Annotated in this window: 19 protein-coding genes, 2 tRNA genes and 1 pseudogene; 8 read left to right on the plus strand and 14 right to left on the minus strand. The window is 54.5% G+C overall.

What is annotated here, in order from left to right:
• Positions 1 to 1929, minus strand: coding sequence for a threonine--tRNA ligase (gene thrS / locus HC757_RS02160; RefSeq protein WP_169562638.1), 1929 nt, complete (start codon positions 1927 to 1929; stop codon positions 1 to 3).
• 298 nt (positions 1930 to 2227) lie between these two features.
• Between thrS and HC757_RS02165 the strand changes: the two genes are divergently transcribed.
• On the plus strand, positions 2228 to 2458 hold the full coding sequence (locus tag HC757_RS02165) for a hypothetical protein (RefSeq protein ID WP_169562640.1): 231 nt from the start codon (positions 2228 to 2230) through the stop codon (positions 2456 to 2458).
• Between the two features lie 7 nt (positions 2459 to 2465).
• On the opposite strand, the gene HC757_RS02170 is transcribed toward HC757_RS02165, so the two are convergent.
• On the minus strand, positions 2466 to 2642 hold the full coding sequence (locus HC757_RS02170) for a hypothetical protein (protein ID WP_169562641.1): 177 nt from the start codon (positions 2640 to 2642) through the stop codon (positions 2466 to 2468).
• A 217-nt stretch (positions 2643 to 2859) separates the two neighbouring features.
• Between HC757_RS02170 and HC757_RS02175 the strand changes: the two genes are divergently transcribed.
• Positions 2860 to 3060 (plus strand): CPXCG motif-containing cysteine-rich protein, encoded by a 201-nt coding sequence (locus HC757_RS02175; RefSeq protein ID WP_169562643.1) that lies wholly within the window; start codon positions 2860 to 2862, stop codon positions 3058 to 3060.
• A gap of 158 nt (positions 3061 to 3218) precedes the next feature.
• Here the strand turns inward: HC757_RS02175 and HC757_RS02180 are convergent, their stop codons facing one another.
• The 5 genes and pseudogenes from HC757_RS02180 to HC757_RS02200 form a co-directional block, all read right to left on the minus strand.
• Positions 3219 to 3473, minus strand: coding sequence for a DUF5676 family membrane protein (locus tag HC757_RS02180; protein ID WP_169562645.1), 255 nt, complete (start codon positions 3471 to 3473; stop codon positions 3219 to 3221).
• A gap of 135 nt (positions 3474 to 3608) precedes the next feature.
• Positions 3609 to 3977: a cation transporter gene (locus tag HC757_RS02185; RefSeq protein WP_169562647.1), complete on the minus strand. Its 369-nt coding sequence runs from the start codon at positions 3975 to 3977 to the stop codon at positions 3609 to 3611.
• Positions 3978 to 4070: 93 nt separating this feature from the next.
• The gene (locus HC757_RS02190; RefSeq protein WP_169562649.1) at positions 4071 to 4550 is read right to left on the minus strand and encodes a hypothetical protein; all 480 of its coding nucleotides are present in this window, start codon (positions 4548 to 4550) and stop codon (positions 4071 to 4073) included.
• 14 nt (positions 4551 to 4564) lie between these two features.
• A pseudogene (locus tag HC757_RS02195) lies at positions 4565 to 5209 on the minus strand (methyltransferase family protein).
• Positions 5209 to 5502, minus strand: coding sequence for a DUF2933 domain-containing protein (locus HC757_RS02200; RefSeq protein WP_169562651.1), 294 nt, complete (start codon positions 5500 to 5502; stop codon positions 5209 to 5211). The pseudogene HC757_RS02195 and the gene HC757_RS02200 overlap by 1 nt, the downstream one beginning before the upstream one ends.
• A gap of 565 nt (positions 5503 to 6067) precedes the next feature.
• Between HC757_RS02200 and HC757_RS02205 the strand changes: the two genes are divergently transcribed.
• The 4 genes from HC757_RS02205 to HC757_RS02220 all read left to right on the plus strand — a co-directional run bounded on the left by HC757_RS02205 (position 6068) and on the right by HC757_RS02220 (position 8419).
• Positions 6068 to 7453 carry an MATE family efflux transporter gene (locus HC757_RS02205; protein ID WP_169562653.1) on the plus strand — a complete coding sequence of 462 codons (1386 nt, stop codon included), beginning with the start codon at positions 6068 to 6070 and terminating at the stop codon, positions 7451 to 7453.
• 179 nt (positions 7454 to 7632) lie between these two features.
• A tRNA-Val gene (locus HC757_RS02210) sits at positions 7633 to 7709 on the plus strand.
• Between the two features lie 42 nt (positions 7710 to 7751).
• A tRNA-Val gene (locus HC757_RS02215) sits at positions 7752 to 7828 on the plus strand.
• Between the two features lie 234 nt (positions 7829 to 8062).
• The gene (locus tag HC757_RS02220) at positions 8063 to 8419 is read left to right on the plus strand and encodes an NfeD family protein (RefSeq protein ID WP_169562654.1); all 357 of its coding nucleotides are present in this window, start codon (positions 8063 to 8065) and stop codon (positions 8417 to 8419) included.
• Positions 8420 to 8658: 239 nt separating this feature from the next.
• On the opposite strand, the gene dhbA is transcribed toward HC757_RS02220, so the two are convergent.
• The 7 genes from dhbA to HC757_RS02255 form a co-directional block, all read right to left on the minus strand.
• Positions 8659 to 9414 carry a 2,3-dihydro-2,3-dihydroxybenzoate dehydrogenase gene (gene dhbA, locus HC757_RS02225; protein ID WP_169562656.1) on the minus strand — a complete coding sequence of 252 codons (756 nt, stop codon included), beginning with the start codon at positions 9412 to 9414 and terminating at the stop codon, positions 8659 to 8661.
• The gene (locus HC757_RS02230) at positions 9411 to 10289 is read right to left on the minus strand and encodes an isochorismatase (RefSeq protein WP_169562658.1); all 879 of its coding nucleotides are present in this window, start codon (positions 10287 to 10289) and stop codon (positions 9411 to 9413) included. Before HC757_RS02230 ends, dhbA begins: the two co-directional genes overlap by 4 nt.
• Positions 10290 to 10298: 9 nt before the next feature.
• A complete protein-coding gene (locus HC757_RS02235) occupies positions 10299 to 11984 on the minus strand; it encodes a (2,3-dihydroxybenzoyl)adenylate synthase (protein WP_342343027.1) in 1686 nt (561 codons plus the stop codon).
• A complete protein-coding gene (locus tag HC757_RS02240; protein WP_169562660.1) occupies positions 11981 to 13171 on the minus strand; it encodes an isochorismate synthase in 1191 nt (396 codons plus the stop codon). Before HC757_RS02240 ends, HC757_RS02235 begins: the two co-directional genes overlap by 4 nt.
• A gap of 82 nt (positions 13172 to 13253) precedes the next feature.
• Entirely contained in the window at positions 13254 to 14921 is a 1668-nt protein-coding gene (locus HC757_RS02245; protein WP_169562662.1) for a PepSY-associated TM helix domain-containing protein, read from the minus strand.
• 5 nt (positions 14922 to 14926) lie between these two features.
• Entirely contained in the window at positions 14927 to 15211 is a 285-nt protein-coding gene (locus HC757_RS02250; protein WP_169562663.1) for a hypothetical protein, read from the minus strand.
• A 386-nt stretch (positions 15212 to 15597) separates the two neighbouring features.
• Positions 15598 to 17538 (minus strand): TonB-dependent receptor domain-containing protein, encoded by a 1941-nt coding sequence (locus tag HC757_RS02255; RefSeq protein WP_169562665.1) that lies wholly within the window; start codon positions 17536 to 17538, stop codon positions 15598 to 15600.
• Positions 17539 to 17849: 311 nt separating this feature from the next.
• On the opposite strand from HC757_RS02255, the gene fes reads away from it, so the two are divergent.
• Complete coding sequence (gene fes / locus HC757_RS02260; protein WP_169562667.1) at positions 17850 to 19199, plus strand: enterochelin esterase; 1350 nt, start codon at positions 17850 to 17852, stop codon at positions 19197 to 19199.
• Between the two features lie 77 nt (positions 19200 to 19276).
• Positions 19277 to 19552: an MbtH family protein gene (locus HC757_RS19105; RefSeq protein ID WP_169562668.1), complete on the plus strand. Its 276-nt coding sequence runs from the start codon at positions 19277 to 19279 to the stop codon at positions 19550 to 19552.
• The last annotated feature ends 44 nt before the right edge of the window (positions 19553 to 19596 follow it).

Genomic DNA, 19596 nt, shown 5'->3' on the forward strand with positions numbered 1-19596 from the left:
CTATTCCTCCAACAATTTGAGACTACGGAGCGAAATCTGTTGATGGATTTTAGTGGCGAAATCTTCGATCCGCATCTTACCTAAATCTATCCCATCACGGGTACGCACCGCTACTTCCTTATTTTCCATTTCCTGATCGCCAACGACCAACAAATAAGGAACACGCCTTAAGGTGTGCTCGCGTATTTTAAAGCCTATTTTCTCATTCCTCAAGTCTTTAGAGGCCCGAATACCTTGTTCTTTGAAGAAATTGACCACTTCTTCAACATAATCGGCTTGCTTGTCGGTAATGTTCATCACCACGACTTGCATCGGCGCCAACCAGGTTGGGAAACGACCGGCATATTCTTCGATCAAGATACCGAGGAAACGTTCCAAAGAACCTAAAATGGCCCTATGGATCATCACAGGCGTTTGACGGCTGTTGTCTTCGGCGACATAAGTTGCACCCAAGCGGCTTGGCAGTGCATAGTCGAGCTGCACAGTACCACATTGCCAGGCACGGTCCAAACAGTCATGCAAAGTAAATTCGATCTTGGGGCCGTAGAAGGCGCCTTCGCCCGGCAGGATCTCGAATTCGATATCATTGGCACGCAGGGCTTGTTTCAATGCTTCCTCTGCCCTGTCCCACATGGCGTCATCACCTATGCGCTTCTCGGGACGAGTCGACAGCTTAACCACTATGTTTTCGAAGCCGAAAGTCGCATAGGTGTCGTATACCATCTGGATGCAGGCGCTGACTTCGTCCTGAACCTGGTCGTCGGTACAGAAGATATGGGCATCATCCTGGGTAAAACCGCGCACTCGCATCAGGCCATGCAGTGAACCCGAAGGCTCGTTACGGTGACAACAACCGAATTCGGCCATCCGCAGCGGCAGGTCACGGTAAGATTTCAACCCTTGGTTGAAGATCTGCACATGGCCGGGGCAGTTCATCGGCTTGATGGCGTACTCGCGGTTTTCGCTGTTGGTGGTGAACATGGCTTCTGAGTATTTATCCCAGTGACCCGAGCGCTCCCACAAGACGCGGTCCATCATCAGCGGACCTTTCACTTCCTGGTAGGTATATTGGCCGAGTTTACGGCGAATAAACTTCTCCAGCTCCAGGAATAGGCTCCAGCCATCGTTATGCCAGAACACCATGCCGGGGGCTTCTTCCTGCATATGATAGAGATCCAGCTGCTTGCCGATTTTACGGTGATCGCGTTTGGCCGCTTCTTCCAGACGAGTCAAATGGGTCTTCAGGGCCTTCTTGTCGGCCCAGGCGGTACCATAGATGCGTTGCAGCATCTTATTCTCGGAGTTGCCACGCCAGTAGGCACCGGCCACGCTCATCAGCTTGAAATTCTGACAGAAACGCATATTCGGCACGTGCGGGCCACGGCACATGTCTGTGTATTCTTCGTGATGATACAGCGCCGGCGTTGCATCCCGACTGATATTCTCATCCAGAATGGCAATCTTGTAGTCTTCACCGCGCGCAGCGAAGGCATCTCTGGCCTCTTGCCAGCTAACCACACGCTTGACCACGTCATAGTTAGTCTTGGCCAGATCCAACATACGCTGCTCTAATGCCGCTATGTCGTCATCGGTCAGCTTATGCTCGAGATCGACATCATAATAGAAGCCGTTATCTATGATTGGACCGATCGCCATCTTGGTTTCAGGCCACATCTGCTTGATCGCATGACCCAATAAGTGAGCGCAAGAGTGGCGAAGAATTTCAACACCTTCTTCGTCTTTGGCGGTAATGATGGCGAGCTCTGCATCTGTGGCGATAAGGTCACTGGCATCTTTCAATTCACCGTTAACACGGCCGGCGATACAGGCTTTCGCCAGACCGGGACCGATATCGGCGGCAACATCGAGAGTAGATACAGGATTGGCAAACTCGCGTTTGCTACCATCGGGAAGTGTAATTACAGGCATGAAATTTCCTTGTCCAGTGGTGACCCACACGCAGGGCCACATGGTGATTAAGTAAGATAAAAGGCAAACGCAGGCTTTAAGTCATTACAGGAGTCTTAGCCGCCGTGCGCCGCAGCGCCCTAGTTTACGTGACTCGCCGTCAGCAGTGCAAGCCAATTAGTCATGGAGTGGCGTTCTAAATGGGCATTCGATGTTTGATTATATTCATGATTTTGACGTCTGGCGGTAATTTTTTCGTCATCATTCCTGCCTAAGCTAGGCGCAGTTTTTGAGACTTTAACTAATGAAGGACATGGGGATGTTAACGGTATTGATAATGATCGCAGGACTGGCACAAGGCCCGACGCCGACGCCAATGGCGTCAGATTTCGATAACCAGACTCTGGTGCATGAATTGCAAACCAGCCTGGAGCAACAGCGACTGCAGCTGACTGAGGAAGTGTCCCGGGGTCTGAGCCATGGGCATCTTGATACCGGCCTGCCCGAGTCAATGAAGCTGGCCAGCGCCGAGTCTCAGTCTGGACATTGAATTTAGCTTAAGCTGTCGAGCCGCTGGGGTTGATGTGAATCTGGCTCACTGCAAAAATTGTAAAATAAAGGTGTTCCTTCCAATATCTGCTGACAAAATCCATTTGTCTGTGAATTAATTTGCAGGATAAAGCCGCTGCTGCCTGTGGCAGCCAGGCAAACGCCTCGCCTATCTTGCTGTCCATTGAAATTCTGTCTACTGAGCTTATGTCTGTTGCTCCCTGCTATGCCTCAGCGCCTTGGGCCCGGGCGCCATTCGGCATGGAATACACTACACTTAGACACAGGCGAGGTGCAAAAGGGAAAGCCAAAGTTTGACATCAGGGCAACGCACAGCGGCAGGCAGCCAATAGGGCCACGCCCTGTGTCTTATTCGACTGGCGGCTTTAGCAGGAGTCAGAGATGAAATTCATGTCCCAAACCATATGTTGTCCCCATTGCGGACATCATCAGCACATAGACATAGATGCCAGTTATGGCGATCAGGACTATTACGATGACTGCCGCGTTTGCTGTAATCCCATCCACATGCGTTTGCATCTGGACGAACAACACCACAAGATAGAGTTGTTTATTGACTCGGATGACGAGCAGATCTATTGATCTGACCCTGTTGTGATTGTTGGCATTTTGCCTGTGCGTTGGCAAATGCCATACCTCAACTTTCACAGCTTTTACAACAGGTATGCAAGGTCCAGGTAGCAGCCAGCCAAACGCCCCAGCTCATGGAGACGCTGGCTATTTCCGTCGTGACGCTATGGCTAGAGGATGGCGTTATAGATTGCAGCCAGCAACCATCCACACAGACCCGCAATCACGGACCAGCCAAGCAGGCCTAAGAATACCCCAGTAAACGTCAGCTGCCAGCCCATTTGCGACCAGTCACCATGTACCATATGGCCCGTCATATCCATCATCATCCCTGGCATGGCCCACACCAACAGACTGCATACTATCCAGGCCAGTGCGAAAGCGATAGCCGAAGCCAAGCCGAATTTGATTGCATCCAATTTCATGTTTCACCTCTCGAATATGAGTGTTGATACCCAGAGCGTTGGCGCGCACATCAAAAGGTGCCGACACGCTAATCCGGCTCCGCTCTTGGCTGTTTTAAATGAGATAGCCAGCCTGACTACCTCATTTAAAAGAAGTTAACGTTTCTTGCCTGACCCAGATGGGGGCTTGTGGCAACTCCAAGGTTCACGCACCGCATTGTCTTTGACATTTTCATCGACAAATTTATAGTAGCCTTCTTTAAAATGTGTCCACCAATCATGGGCCACATAGACATCATGAGTTTTCAATATGTCTTCGATGCCATCGAGATCACAATGTGTTGCATCGTAGGCTAGATTGAGGATATTGGACTTTTCATCATAACTGACACTGTCAATGCCAAAGCTTTGATCGACCGCCGCGATAACCTCCGTCTTATTACTTTCATTCATGCCTTCCAGCTTCAGATGACGAACCACCAGGCTCGCTTCTTTGACGCCGGCTCTATGATCCAAATCGCTCATGCTAGCTTCTCCAATGGGTTATAGGCCTAATAGTGCCTAGGGTGGAGTCCCCTGTTGCAGCCCTCTTTGCAGTCCTCCGCCTACCAATGACTGCTACTTCTCGCTGCTGTGTTCGAGCATCTGCTGCATCATCTGCTGCATCATCTGCTGCATCATCTGCTGCATCATTCCCATACGCAGTTCCATCATATGGAGGCGCTCGTCCATGCTCATGGGCATCGCCTTTTCACCGTTCGCCATCTGCCCCTTCTTGGCGTCACGCATCATCTGCATGCCACCCTTGCCATCATTCATCATCGACATGCCCCCTTGGCCGCCGTTCATCATCTGCATGCCTTTCATGAGGCCATTCATATGTTGTTGCATCAACTCGGCATGGTGCTTGGGATTTTTTTCCTGTTGGATCTGGTGCATCAGCGCCTGCATTCCCTGCATATGCTGCTGCATGCCCATCACCTGCTCCTGGCTCATCCTATTGCAGGGCGTCCCTGCGTTGGCATCCTCTTGCGCAACGGCAGACGCAGGCAGTGCCAGCACAGTGGCAAGGGTGAGTGCATTGAGAAATGTTTTCATCTTAACTCCGTTAATTACTTAGCTTGTGTTGTGAAAAGTCTGGGAAACCAGGCCGGTGTTCTCTGCTTATAGTCGAGGTAACTGTCACCGAACTCATCGAGAGCCAGGCGTTCTTCGTGTGTTGCCAGACGCACATAGACGAGCACTAATATCGGGAACATCACGAGTGTCAGAATCGTCGGCCATTGCAACAGAAAACCGAACATTATGATGATGAAGGCGAGATATTGTGGATGACGGCAGCGTGCATATCAGCCGCTTGTTGCCAGGAAATGCATCTGCTGCGCCTGATGCAATACATGCCAAGCCGAGGCAAGCATAAATAAACCAAATATGATCAAGATATTACTGGCTATATGTAATGGGTCCCAGTGTGCATCACCTTTGAATCCCAGCAGGGTATGCAATAGATGGCCATTCTCATGGGCAAAAAAATCCACTCCCGGGTAATGTTTGGTCAACCAGCCGGAAAGAAAGTAAATGGTCAGCGGAAAGCCGTACATTTCGGAGAATAACGCGACGATAAAGGCTGAAAATGCTCCCAGACTACGCCAGTCTGTGGGCCTCTTGGGTTTTACAAAGCTGAACGCAAAAAAAATAAATAGCGCAGAATTGATGATAACCAAGGGCCAGAGGCCATAGGACGCATCAGCGTGCATCAGCGTGCATCAGAGTTCCCTTCCCTTGTCTGCGGTTTGCCTTTAGCCCTCGGCTTGGATTCTTTATCATCCTTGCTTGGCGTTAAGTGCGCTTCAGCCGCGGCTTTGGCTTCGCCGTGATGGTGTCTGCCATGTAAGACATGCATCAGGGGGCAGGCCAATAGAATCAAGTATGGCAACAAAGCAAATAAATGCTGTCTATGTTCAACCAGCAAGAAATAGCTTACCGCCCCTATGAATCCTATGCTGGCCAAGCCCTGCAGACTGAACCAAAATGCATGTTTTCTCTTCATGTCTCGACTCACATTATTGGAGACCCACCCGAGTCGCCTTCCCTACGCCAGCCACTTACGCAGGCTGGCACCACTGGCTTGGGTCATAGTGCTGCCGCTGTTCCAAGCCGTTCTGACTAGTGGCTAAGTCAACGCCTCTGCTCAAGGTTAAGCCTCAGCTCAAGATTAAGTATAGTCATGCCATTCGATTGGCGTGAATCACTTAACGCTCAGACTCAGGGCATATGAGCCATCCCGGCTGGAGGGGCGCGCAGCGGCGTAACCGGCTTGGCCATGGTGGTGCAAAGCGGGACAAGGCGGCTGCGAGCCTCCTTCGAGTCTCAGGGGTTAGCGTATGAGTTTATTGCCAATGGCGGGCGACGGCGCTGGGATTAACACCTGTGTCTCTTCCACTTTCCGGGGAAAAAAACTATCATCGACCCTCGGGTTAACAAGCCTGCCATATAGGTGGCATTGGCGGCTGCCCGGATCGCCACTTCCCAGGTCATCAAACCTATTGATTAGGTCGCGAGACTGAGCTCAGGTGAGTTGTATTCCCCGTTCCACAGCAGTTAAGGTTGTATCCATGCATCATTCAGGCTTTCAGGCCAAACGTCTCATTCAGCTCGCGCTGCCTGTGCTCATCGCCCAGATCACTCAAACCATGATGGGCTTCATAGATACCGTCATGGCCGGCCGGGTCAGCGCCGTCGACATGGCGGCCGTCGCCATAGGCACCAGTCTCTGGTTGCCGGCCATCTTGTTCGTGCAGGGCTTGCTGATGGCCTTCACCCCGATATTCGCCCATCACCATGGGGCCGGCAATCAAACGGCCATCCAACCCTTGATCTTCCAGGCCGCCTATATCGCCATCATAGGAGCCTTGGGGGTGATGCTATTCCTCGGCGCATCCTCCTTCATCTTCAGCCTGATGCAGCTGGAACCGGCGCTGGAACGCCTGACCCTGGGCTATGTCGACGCCATACTCTGGGGCGCACCGGCCTTTGTCTTATACCAAGTGCTGCGAGGCTGCAGCGAGGGGATATCCTACACCCTGCCCACCATGGTCATAGGCTTCGTCGGTCTGGCGGTCAATATTCCCGCCAACTACATCTTCATCTATGGCCATTTTGGCATGCCCGCCATGGGCGGCGCGGGCTGTGGTGTCGCCACCGCCCTGGTGTTCTGGGCCATGTTCATCGCCATGGCCTTGTATATGAACTTCCACAAGAAGTTTGCCGAACTGGCTCCCTTCAAGCATTTTCATCGGCCGCAGCCGGCAACCATCTGGGCCATGACCAAGCTGGGGATGCCGATTGCCATGGCGCTATTCTTCGAGGTGAGCCTGTTTGCCATCATCGCCTTGTTGCTGGCTCCCCTGGGCGCCAACGTGGTCGCCAGTCATCAGATAGCCCTGAACTTCTCCGCCATCGTCTTCATGCTGCCCTTGTCCGTCGGTATCGCGGTGTCCATACGCATAGGTTATTACCTGGGACGGGACAGGGCCGACATTTCCGCCATGGTCGCCAGGGTCGGTCTGGGCTTGTCCCTGTCGCTGGCGCTCTGTACCGCGATAGTGACAGTGCTATTTCGCTTCGACATAGCCGAACTCTATAACAGGGATCCGCAAGTGGTGGCCTTGGCCGGGAGCCTGATGCTGATGGCGGCCCTGTACCAATTATCCGACTCCATCCAGGTGGTGGCAGCCGGCGCCCTGCGGGGCTACAAGGATACCCGCAGCGCCTTCTATATCACGCTGGTGTCTTACTGGGCCATAGGCATGAGCCTGGGTTACACCTTGGCCTATACGGATTGGTTGGTGCCCGCCATGGGGGTGCATGGCTTCTGGACCGGACTGATCGCCGGCTTAACCACGGCTGCCCTGCTCTTCGCCATCAGGCTCAAGCATATCCAGAAACGGGGGATCGAGGCGCAGTTACTCCAAAGTCCCCAAGACGCACATCAGGCATAGGGAGAGATACCGCCGGCTTAACTGGCGGTTTTTTCAATGATTTGCCTAAAGACATAGCAAGTTGCACAGCAAATCACCATTCGGTAATAAAATGTATTTTTTTGCTTGCAAGCAATGACCCATAGCCATAATATAGCGCTCGTTCCAAGGCGACTGCCGAAGACACAGCAATAAACGATACACCCGTAGCTCAGCTGGTTAGAGCACTACCTTGACATGGTAGGGGTCGGTGGTTCGAGTCCACTCGGGTGTACCACTCTTTCAAAGAGTCTAAACATTGAATGATTTAACAGACAATACACCCGTAGCTCAGCTGGTTAGAGCACTACCTTGACATGGTAGGGGTCGGTGGTTCGAGTCCACTCGGGTGTACCACTTCTCTTTTAATACAGCATTAAGATTGAAGTCAGGCCAGCGCAAGCTGGTTTTTTTATGTCTGAAATTTGGCAAACGAGCCTATCTTGCCTCAGCCCTGACGCCGCCACGCTCTTCACCTATGAGCGACGATTCCTTTACGCCACTCATCACCTCATAGGCGGCATGCTTGCCCCGACTCAGGCAGGGAACTAGACTCTTCCTTAAGAGGCTGTCAATAGGGGCTGAGTCGTTATGTGTCATATTCTGTTGGTTCTCCCCTTCCTGGCACTGCCGCTGTTTTGGTTGCTCCCACAGGCTGTCGCCGTCCCCGTTTACGGCGTTATTTTGATTCTTTCCATTGCCATCTACCTGCTTGCGATTCGCGCCATGCGCCTGCCTGTGGTGACAGGGCCCGAAGCCCTGGTTCATCAGTTGGGTGTGATCATCGACAGACAAGCTGGCAATTATCGGGTTCGGCTGCAAAATGAGCTCTGGAATGCCCGTTCGGATGAGGATATGCAACCCGGGGAGCGGGTGGAGGTCGTCTCGATGCAAGGGGTAACCCTGAAGGTCAAGCGGGCTTCCATGGCGAAATCAGGCAAAATGTAAACCCAGGTTCACCGAGGGCCTGGTGATTTGCCCACTGTAACAAGAGACTGGGTACCCCTGCTTTGCTGGTTTCCAGGGTTCGAGAAATGTCATGAAAACCAAGATAAGCTCTTGGTTTGTCAGTATTTTGGTCTCTGTGTGCATGTTGGTTGCCAGCCGGCACAATAAGCCCCCATGGGATTAACCAAAGGGGCTGGTAACAGATGCGCCAGGCCCGCTATGCGCGAGGCTCCAGTGCGTTAGGCCCCCAGGGTGGCGCCGCCATCGACGACTATGTCCTGCAGGGTAATATGCCCGGCTAAATCCGATGCCAGAAATAAGATGGTGTTGCTGATATCTTCCTCGGTGGCGATTTTCCCCAGCGGGATCCCTAATTTATACTGCTCCGGCAATCCTTGAATGAGTCGATTGGCAGCCTCTGAGTCTTCAAGCATACTCCTCAGCATGGGGGTATAGGTCGAGCCCGGTGATACCACATTGCTGCGGACACCGAAGGGGGCGAGTTCGAGCCCGACGCTGTGACTCAGACTCACGAGTGCCGCTTTCGATGCGCCATAGGCGGCCATCCCGACGCGCGGGACATGGGCCGCATTCGAGGCGACCGTCACCAGAGTGCCGCTTCTTTGGCGTTTAAACACAGGGATAAGCTGACGCAACAGATAGAAGGCCCCAGAGACATTCACCTCGAAACAGCGGCGCCAATCCTCGGTGGACAGGGTCTCCAATTCTCCAAGGCATAAGATCCCGGCCACATTCACCAGGATATCCAATCTAGGTTGGACTGCCAGTAACTGTTGGCATAGGTTCTCGACATCCTCCGGCTGACTGATGTCCAACACCTGAGTCCGATAGGGATAGGTATCTTGGGGAAAGTGCCTATCCAAGCCGATGACATTGGCGCCCAGCTCGGTGAAGGCACAGGCAAGGTGCCGGCCTATTCCCTGCCCCGCACCTGTTACCCAGACCCATCGATTCTTGAATTGGATTTGGGTCATACCGCCTCCTGCCGGGCGGCTATGAGCGCCCACCATGCGTTCAGGGTCGGCAGGCGCGCCAGCTCTTCGAATTGGACTCTGACACCTGCCGCTTCCCACTCGGCGACCAAGGTCATCACCTGAACCGAATCCAGCCCATAATCCAATAAGTTATCATCGGGATCCATCTCGGTTATGTCGTCATGCAGCAGGGTCGCCAGGCTGGCATTGAGTCGCTCCAGACTGAGTTTTGCTTTTGCCGGCTTCAACGCCAGGATCTCGGCCAGGCTGACGACTTTTCCGCAGCGGCCGGTGACATAATTCAGCGCCATCTGATGTTCGGCCTCAGAGAAATCTGCCACCGCATCGGCGATCATGAAGGGCTTGATATCCAGCATGAAGGCGTCGAGTGCCGTGGTCAGACAGCCTATGTGGGCATAGACCCCGCAGATCAACAATTGATCTCGCTGCTGCTCTTGCATGAAGGCCTGCAATGAGGTGCGCAGGAACGCACTGTAACGCCATTTAACCAATACCAGATCGTCCCCGTCGGGCGCCAACGAAGGCACTATCTGCCTGAGTTCGGGATCCGCGCCCGTCAGTCCCGGCCCCCACATGTCGTTCAGCAGTGCCCTTTGTGCCTGCGTCTGTTCTACGGGTTGCGCTGTATAGACGACAGGCACACCGGATGCTTTTGCCCACAGACGCAGCGCGGCTATATTGCTTTGGACTTGCTCTATCAGCTGACTGTCATCACCATAAAAGCGGACGAAATACTCTTGCATGTCATGGATCAGCAAGACGGCTTTGTTTGGGTCTGCTTGCCAATCGACCCTGTTGGCGGGTAAGGATGCCTTTGGTGGCAGTGGGTAGGATGCGAGTGAGGGAATGGCCATGTTGTTTCCTTAAATGCGTGCTGCGTTGGCGCCAGTCTGGGTAAGTTGCTTGAGTTTTCTCTTGTCGATTTTGCCAACGGCAGTCAACGGCAAGGTATCGACGAATTCGAATCTGTCCGGGATCTTGTAGTCTGCGACGCCCAGGGTCCTGAGGAATTTGCGCAACTCGGGTCCCTTAGGCTGGGTGGTCGCCGACACTATGAAGGCGCAGCTTTTCTCACCCATGAGGGCATCGGCTATGGGGATCAGGGCCGCGTGCCTGACGCCCTTATGCTGCACCAGCAGGGCTTCTATCTCTTCGGCGGCAATTTTCTCTCCGCCACGATTAATCTGATCTTTTCCCCGTCCAACCACGCACAGATAGCCCTGCGGCGTCATCCGGACCAAATCGCCCGTGCAGTAATACCCCTGGGGATCGAATGCTGCGCTATTATGCTGTTCACTCAGGTAATAGCCGCGAATGGTGTATGGGCCGCGGGTAAACAAGGTGCCGACTTCCCCAGGGGCGACCTCATTGCCCGCTTCATCCAGGATGCGGAGCTCGTCATCGTCACACATGGGTTTACCCTGAGTGTTAATCACCAGTGACTCGGGATCGTCCAGCCGGGTGTAATTAACCAGGCCTTCGGCCATGCCGAAGACCTGCTGTAATTTACAGCCGAGCTTCGCCTGAACCTGTGTTGCCAAGGCCGGGCTGAAGTTGGCACCACCGACCTGCAACAGCTCGAGTGAAACGAGTTGCGCTCCATGGGTCTCGGCGAGCTTTAACCACAGGGACACGGCGGGCGGCACCAGTGCCGTCATGTTGACTCTATGCTTGGCGATCAGGTGAAAGCAACTCAAGGGCTCAGGGTTGGCTGCCAACACCAGGGTGCCGCCGGCATGAAACACCCCCAAGGCGCCGGGAGAACTGAGGGCAAAATTGTGACCAACGGGTAAGGCACACAGGAATCGGGTGTCACTCGACAAGCGACAAATTTCGGCGCTGCGCCTGACACTGTAGAGATAGTCATTATGGGTGCGTGGGATCAGCTTAGGCGTGCCCGTGCTGCCGCCGGATAATTGGAAAAACGCTACCTGCCCGGCCGCCGATGGGGTCAATAACGACTCGGCCTTTGCGCCCTCTGGGTCCCCGACAGGCGTTGCCGTTAAGCAGGTCCAGAAATCCTCGGCGCCATGAGTGGCAAAGTCCCAACTGTGGGGGGAGGCAGGCTCGTCTTGCAGCAACAGCACAGTGCTCAGGCTGGCGTGTTGCCGACGCAATTGAGTCACAAATTGTCCATCCCGAAACAGGGCGTGGCTGGTCGCAGCTATGAACAGGGATGGCTGCAGTTGCCTGGCATATTCCACCAATTCATGGCGTTGATGATTGAATAAGGCGTTGACCGGGGCGACACCTATTTTCAGCAAGGCGAAGAAGAGGATATAAAACTCGGCGCAGTTGGGCAGCTGCACCAGGGCCGTGTCATGTTGCTCTATGCCGCGCGCCAGCAATGCCTGGGCGAGCCGGCTGGACAAAGCATCCAACTCGGCATAGCTCAGATGACGCTCATTACATATGATGGCAATAGCCTCAGGCCTTGCCTGGGATTGTTGCTGCAAGATGGTCGACAGCGGCCTATCCTGCCAATAGCCTTTCTGCCGATACAGGTGTGCCAGATCTTCGGGCCAAGGGGTAAATTCAATTGCCATCATGCCTCCACCAACTGACGGACGCCAAGGGCATTGAGCATGGTGCCCAACTTGGCCTGGGTTTCCAGCCACTCAGATTCAGGACAGGACTCCTTGACTATGCCGGCACCGGCAAAGAGGCGCACCCGCTGGTCTTTGACTGTGGCACAGCGAATGGTCACGGCCCATTCACCGTCCCCCGCCTCATTGCACCAACCCACCATGCCGCTGAAGAGGCCGCGATCGAAGGCTTCGACCAGCTTGATGAGTTTATGCGCCTCTCCGGCCGGCGAACCACAGACTGCCGGTGTTGGATGCAGTAAACAGGCGAGTTGTAAGGCGGACATGCCGGGATCGCGTAACTGTGCCGCTATCTTGGTCGACAGATGCCACATGGCGGCAGTACTGATCAACTCTGGGCCGGCGGGAATGTCGAGCCGCCGGCACACAGGAGTCAAAATGTGTCGAATAGCCTCTATGACCAAGCTGTGCTCATAGCTGTCCTTCGAGGACTTTTTCAGATTTTGACCGACGATAAGATCTTCTGCCGCATCCGTTTGGCGCTTGGCTGAACCCGCCAGCGGATTGGAGAAAATACGCTCGCCTTGCTTGCGGATCAGCAGCTCTGGGCTAACCCCCAGCAGCTCGCCACCGTCCGCCATGGGGATCCTGAAATGGTATCCGTTGGGATTTTGGCTTATCAAGTTGGCCAGCAGAGTGTCGACATCGACCCCGGCGGAGAACTCCAACTCCAAGATCCTGGACAGTACGGCTTTCTTAATGTCGCTCAAGTTAAAGTTCGCCACTGCCTGGGCGACGCCTTGCTTGAAACGCTGCTCGTTCGGTTGACTCTGCATCTGCTTGAGGGCGACAGGCTGGAACCCGCTTGCCCGGCCTCCGGGGAATGGGGCCGTCGCCTCAACGAACTCATAGGATTGAGGTATATAGAGGTTGGACACTTGAGTGACATCGAAGGGCACTGCGCCCATGATGATGGGCGCTGTGATCCCGACTTGCCTGGCTCGGCTGAAGGCCGCCTTGATGGCGTGTTGAAACACGCCATTGCCCATACCGCCACCCAAGGCCGGCTCGGCAACACGGGTGAATACGCCCGTGGCATGAATACGCTTGTGAGCCGAACTGAATAAGGAAGCTTGCTTGTCGGCCTGGGTAGGCTGTGATTTGTCTGTGCTGGTCCGGTATAAATCCATTTTATCCTCGCACTCGGTAAGGTTTAGGCTAAGTAAGATGTGGGTTACATCAAAAAATATGATTTCATATCAATCGTCTGTGTTATTGCCGTGAGCCGACCCGGTTTGAGCTTGTTAAGCATGGGGCTTTCGGGCCGGAATGAAGTGACCATAGGCTATCCCGCGGGCCTTCCAAGCCGCGTTTCCTGGCGATTTTGGCGAAATAACCAAAGCATGAGGCGCAGACAAGAGCCACGAGATCGACCCCCAGGGTGCCCGGCGCAGTGGATGGCCACAGCCCTGAGTCAGGCAGCAAGATGGCCAGGAGTGTCAGCATGGGAATGGCCAGCGTGGACAAGGCGCACATATGCAACAAGTGGATTGCTGCCCGCGCCGGCCCAAGTAAAAATCCCCAGGCAATGGCGCCCAGGAACACGCTGTAATAAACGGCCATAGACACATGATTGATGTTGTCGACCCTGGCATATAACAGTTTTCCCGTCACCATAGTGACTGCGACCCCCGCCATAGATCCCAGGCAGACACCGACAGTGAGATTGGCCAGCACCCTGCAGGAGCGACTCTGGGTGGGAACCTCTGCCATGCCCATCTCCTTGGTGCGTTTCTTGCGCCTGGACTCGAGCCATAAGAGATTGCCCGAATAGAAGAGGAAGGCCCCGCCAAACCCGAGGACGAAATAGGCCCAGCGCACCCAATCACCGCCGTAACTGCCGAAATGCAGGGCGAAGAAGCTGGCGACCAGGCGTCCCCACAGGCCGGCCTCCCCAGGTGAGAGGGTGCTGTTGAGTAGCTGGCCGCTGTAGGGGTGGATGAAGGCGTAATCGCTTATCGGGCCGCGCATCAGCCGGTCCGGGTTGAACAACGCCAGGCGCACCATAGGCTTTGGCCCCTGCAGTCCCATGTAAGCCATTTCCGTGACCTTGAATTCAGGCGCCAGGTCGTGGGCTGTCTCAAGCAAGCGACCGACAGGCAGCAATTGCTGTAACTCATAGGTCTTAGTTAGGCGTGGGGGGGCTTGGCGGCTGATCTGGGTATCATCATCCAAGATCTGCGCTAAGCCGGCGTAGATCTGGTCGTGAAACGCGAACACTATCACGGTCAGGCTGATGACCAGATGAAAGGGCAAAGCTGTGATGCCGGCAATATTATGGGCATCCAGCCAGAAACGCCGTTCTCCCTTTTGACGCCGCAGGGCAAACCAGGTTTTAACCAGACTCGGCAGCAGAACTATGACCCCTGAAACCAGCGCCAGAAAGTAGAGCACGGCCGCAACCCCAAGGACATAAATGCCTATATGTTCGTGGCCCAGGGTGCCGGGAATGCCTGCCGTTCTATGCAGATAATCGACGAGCTCGGCCACCACAGAGGGCAACACCTGGAGAGTCTGCTGCTGTCCGTTTTCATCCAGTGTGCCCTGCCATAGGCGTGCATCCAAATGCAGCTCACGCCCCAGGTCAGTGGCAAACCATTGGATGGGTGAGTGTGACGTCGCAGCGTCTTGCAAATACAAGCTAAAGCCGGCTTTGGCACTCTCATGTTGGTCAAGCACTTGGCCGACCAGTTGATCCAACTGAGCTGTCGGGATCTGTGGCAGCACTTGCCCGGGTGGTGTTAACCAGCTATCCAACTGGGGCTTGAACAGGGTCAGGGAGCCGGCATAAAAACCGATAAACAAGACCAGGGACGTCACTATTCCAGTCCAAATATGCATGGACTGATATATCCGCATCACATCGCTTCTAATTTTCATCCGGCTTACCTTAATACCATGAGGAGTAGGCTGTAACTCAGCAGGTTCAGTCCCGTCAACCAGCTCATGGCACTGAGTCCGGAACGGAATAGATAGCTGAAGCTGAAAATAAACATCCAGATAGGCGCGACCATCCACATGTTGAATTGCACCTTGCTCTGTCCGTCCATGCCGCCGGGTGTGATGGCAGTCAAGAGGCTGCTCAGCGCCAGCGCCAGGCTAAAACCCAAGACGCCGCCGATCAGGCTCTTGCTCCACCAATCCGCTTGGATTTTCTGCTTGCTATTCATCTCTTGCCGACCTCCTTGGCGCCCGGAGTAAGGCTAAAAAAGGGAAAATGCCAAAGAACAGCATCAGAGACACAGTCCAGGTCATCAGCGCGGGGGCGAGACTGAAAATGCTCAGCCAACCCAATAATGCCAATAGCGTCAGGCCGTAACCCAGCCAGCACCAATACCTGGACGCCAACTTCTTGTTTAACCATCCCTGATTCTTATGGCTGAGGTAAACCAAGCTACAGCCGCCACCCAGCAGTATTAACAATAAGGCTTGCACTGTTTATCCTTACCGCCTTCGACACAGGCCCGTGTTCTGTCGGTGTCAAAGGCATACATTCAGATTGAAAATAAAGGCGACAAGCTTGCCGCCTCTACCTGTGTCACATCGCGACTCACGCCTAGAAGCTATAGCTGGCACCGACGAACAAGGCCCTTCCCTGCAGTATCATGTCCGATGTCGGCTCATCCAATACCGGCTGCTCGTCGGTGAGGTTGGTCAGGCCCAACTTTAATTTAAGGGCGGAGGTAACGAAGTAATTGCCACCCAGATCTATGCGGCTGTAACCCGACAACTCCTGTCCCCTATTGCCGAGATGCTCGCCGTAGTAATTCAGCTGGGCATACAGATTAAGATCGTCTATGACTTGCCAATCGAACTTGGCATTCACAGTGTTCTCCGGGCGATAACTCAGGGATTTACCTTGGGTATTCTGGGTGTCCAGATAGGTGTAATTCATTGCAAACGAAACGTCGTCCGTCACTTGGATACTCGCGGTCGCTTCCACACCTTTGATGGTGACATCGGCTTCGTTGAAGTATCTACGTACTGGGCTGGTGCCATCCCAGCTCTCGACTGTGATCAGATTCTCCACCTTGTTGTGGAATACTGTGACTGACGCCGACCACAGGTCCTTATTGACCAGCAGTGCCAATTCGGTACTGACGCTGGTTTCTTCCTGCAGATCCGGGTTGCCCGAGATGCTGCAGGCGCCCTTACAGCTGACAGAATGAAACTCGGGTGAGGATTCGAAGAGGCTGGGGGCCCGAAATGCGGTGCCAACGCCGCCTTTGAGCACTATGTCATCATTCAGTGAATAGGATAGGTAGAGTCTCGGGCTGACATGGGTGCCGTAACTGCCACTGTCCTCGCCCCGCACCCCCAGGGTGGCGATTAAGCTGTCACTCAGGCCGATCTCATCCTGAATAAACAAGGAGGCGAGGCTCTGACTGTCTCCGCCACTGACGGGATACTGGACAGGGTCGTTGACTTGCGTCTTCAGGTATTCGCCACCCAAGGTGATATTGTTGTAGCCGTAGTCCAGGAAAACCGTGCCTCTCAGGGTGGTGTTGATCTCTTCAAGATCCCGGCCCAAGGGCGGCTGCAGGTTATAGCGGGAGTTGTAGTCATAGATATCGGCACTAGACAGATTCGCCAGCAATTGGGTCTTGCCCCACTGCCAGTTGCCGTTATGGGTCAGGCCGACAGTGATCCTGTCGATGGACTGCTCCCTATAGGCGCCATAGGTCGTCAGGGGCACATCGTCTCGATCGCTGGCCAAATCCAGCTCCAGGGACTGGCTGTCATCGATTTGCCAGCTCAGGGTGGAGGCAAATTTCAAGGTTTCCCGCCCTTCTATGGTGTCAAACTTGGGGGTCACCTCCCGGTTTACCCAAATGTCCTGATCGGCTTTCTCGGCGCTGAATACCAGGCCCAGATTGTCCGTTAACTTGCCTGTGGTATAGAGGCTGGCACGATATCTATCACCGCCCGTGCCCTTATCCATGAAGCTGGCATCCAGGCTCAAGGTCGACTCCCAATCGTCCTGAGGCCTGCGGGTGATGATGTTGATGACCCCTCCCACGGCATCCGAGCCATACAGGGCCGACATGGGACCGCGAATGACTTCAACATGATCGATCAACTCCAAGGGGATCGAGGTCGTATCGAAGTTACCGGCACGCCAGAGCCCATTGCTGGAAGACACGCGCTTGCCATTGACCAGCATGAGCACATAATTTTCATCCAAACCACGCAAATTGATGCCGTTACGCCCCCCAGCCCAGCTGGAGATGCTCACGCCAGGCAAGGTTTTAAGTACGTCACCTAAATCTTTGATGGGGTACTGAGTCACTTCTTCGGCTGTGATAATAGAAATGGATGCAGGCGCGGTGGCTAACAAATGCTCGCTTCCCGTCGCAGTCACCACCATTCTGTCCATTTCAGCCTGCTCGGCCGCGACGCCGTAACCTGTCATCAGCAAACCCAGGATGCCAGCCAGCGCACCTGGCTTGAAACGACGCAATTCAGTCGCTGCTGCCGCGGGTAAATAATCCTTCATCAAACTCCCCTCTAACGAAATGCAATATAAATCAAAGTGTATTAAGCAATCTTGTTCCAAAAAACGAATAAATAATAATGGGAATGATTATCAATTGCAATCTTATTTGTACCGGGTTATCTTGTTGCTACTTCGACAAGAACCCAGGTGACATCTGTGCACTCTGCTGGCGCAGCTGCTGAGGTGAAGGGCTGACAAGATTCAATGTTCAGCCAAAACAGATACAGATTTGCATTGGATATAACAGGATTGAGGCATTCATACCCAGGAGAGCTATGGGGTGAAACATGTATGCCCTAGGGACAGCATCAATGGCCAGCGATTACATGGATAAGTTACCCGGGATAAGCCGGCACCCGACAGGCTCGGCCGAGATAGGCAGCCAGGACTGGTGGTCTGGCATCGAAGAAGCAGGCACGCCCGTCTGTGTAGAGCATCCCGACGCGCCAGAGTCAGTCACGCTGCATTTTCTCTGGCGGGATCCCCATGGGCTTGCGGCGCAATCCCCTATCGTGGCCGTTTACCTGGATATCAACTGCGTAACGGATCACCACAGCTTCTCGCCCCAGTCTCTCAACCGGGTTGTCAATACAGATGTATGGCATTGGCAATGCCGCTTGGATGCCGACTGGCGTGGCAGTTACTGTTACCTCGCCATTACGCGAGACCAGTTGCCGCCCTCCCCGGACGCAGATCCATTACGACGTCAAGCACAGCAAAGAGCCTGGTGGCGTTCGCTTCTGCCGCATAAGCGTGCCGATCCCCTCAATCTCGCTGGCCCCAAGCTGGGAAGCTGGCGGGAACAATTGTCGGCCATACACCTCAAGGCCGCGCCGGCGCAGACGGCTTGGCAGGCCTTGGATAATGGGCCTGCCAGCCAGGGCTTGGCCAAGTTGGCTCAGGGGAAACGGCAGTTATTCACCTGGCATAGTGCCATCTTGGGCACAGAGCGGCCGGTCTGGTTATATGAACCCCAGGGCGGCATAGATGCTCAGGCGCCGCAGCAGCGCCCTCTCGTGCTCTTGCTCGACGGTGAGGTGTGGGCCCAGTCCATGCCGATTTTCTCCGCCCTGGATCATGAGACCAGGCAAGGCCTGCCCGCTGCCGTTTATGTGTTGATCGATTCACTCGGCCCGCAAAACCGCGCTCGGGAGCTGCCCTGTCATGCGCCATTCTGGTTGGCGGTGCAGCAGGAGCTGATGCCACAAATTCACCGCCTCGCCCCCCACTCGCGTCTGCCACAGAAGACACTCCTGGTCGGCCAGAGTTATGGCGGGCTAAGCGCCCTGTTCGCCGGCCTGCACTGGCCGCAGCGCTTTGGCTGCGTGCTCAGCCAGTCGGGTTCTTTCTGGTGGCCCCATGCCGCGGCGCTGTCGCATCCGGCCGCTTCCCCAACTGCCGCCGGCAACATTCCCAGGCGCGGCTGGCTGACAGAGCAATTGGCGGAACGGCGCCTACCCGAGTCCCGCATCCGGATCTTCATGGAGGCCGGCAGCCGGGAAACCGCCATACGCAGCGCCAACCAGGAGCTGTATCACACCCTGAAACAGGCCGGGCACGAGGTGACTTACCGTGTCTATAAGGGGGGCCACGACAAGTTGTGTTGGCGTGGCGGTTTACTCCAGGGATTACGGCATTTTCTGGCTCAGGACGTATTTTAAACACAGGAAGTTCCGGCGTCGAAAGACGCCTGAAAGCAATGAAACTAACACTAGCAACTCATTTAACGGGAGAAATTATGTTTGACTCAGAGATACAGGATTCTGGCTCGCCAACTGCGGATTTGCCAACCAGGGCTGTGGCAACGCCGAGCGTGGAAACAGGCAAAGACTCGAGTCAATACCTCAATCCATTCGATGATCCGGGTCACCTCTTTCTGGTGCTCATCAACGAAGAACAACAACTCAGCCTCTGGCCGGAGTTTGCCGCAGTGCCTGCGGGTTGGCGCCCCGTCTTCGGGCCTCAGGCGCGAAACCACTGCCTGGAGCAGATTGAGTCGGGGGCTTTTGCCTGACGCCTATGGGCTCAACGAGGCTCCATGTCATGCCAACAGCCATG

The sequence above is a fragment of the Shewanella salipaludis genome (assembly GCF_012911865.1).
In the GTDB taxonomy this organism is placed as follows: Bacteria; Pseudomonadota; Gammaproteobacteria; order Enterobacterales; family Shewanellaceae; genus Shewanella; species Shewanella salipaludis.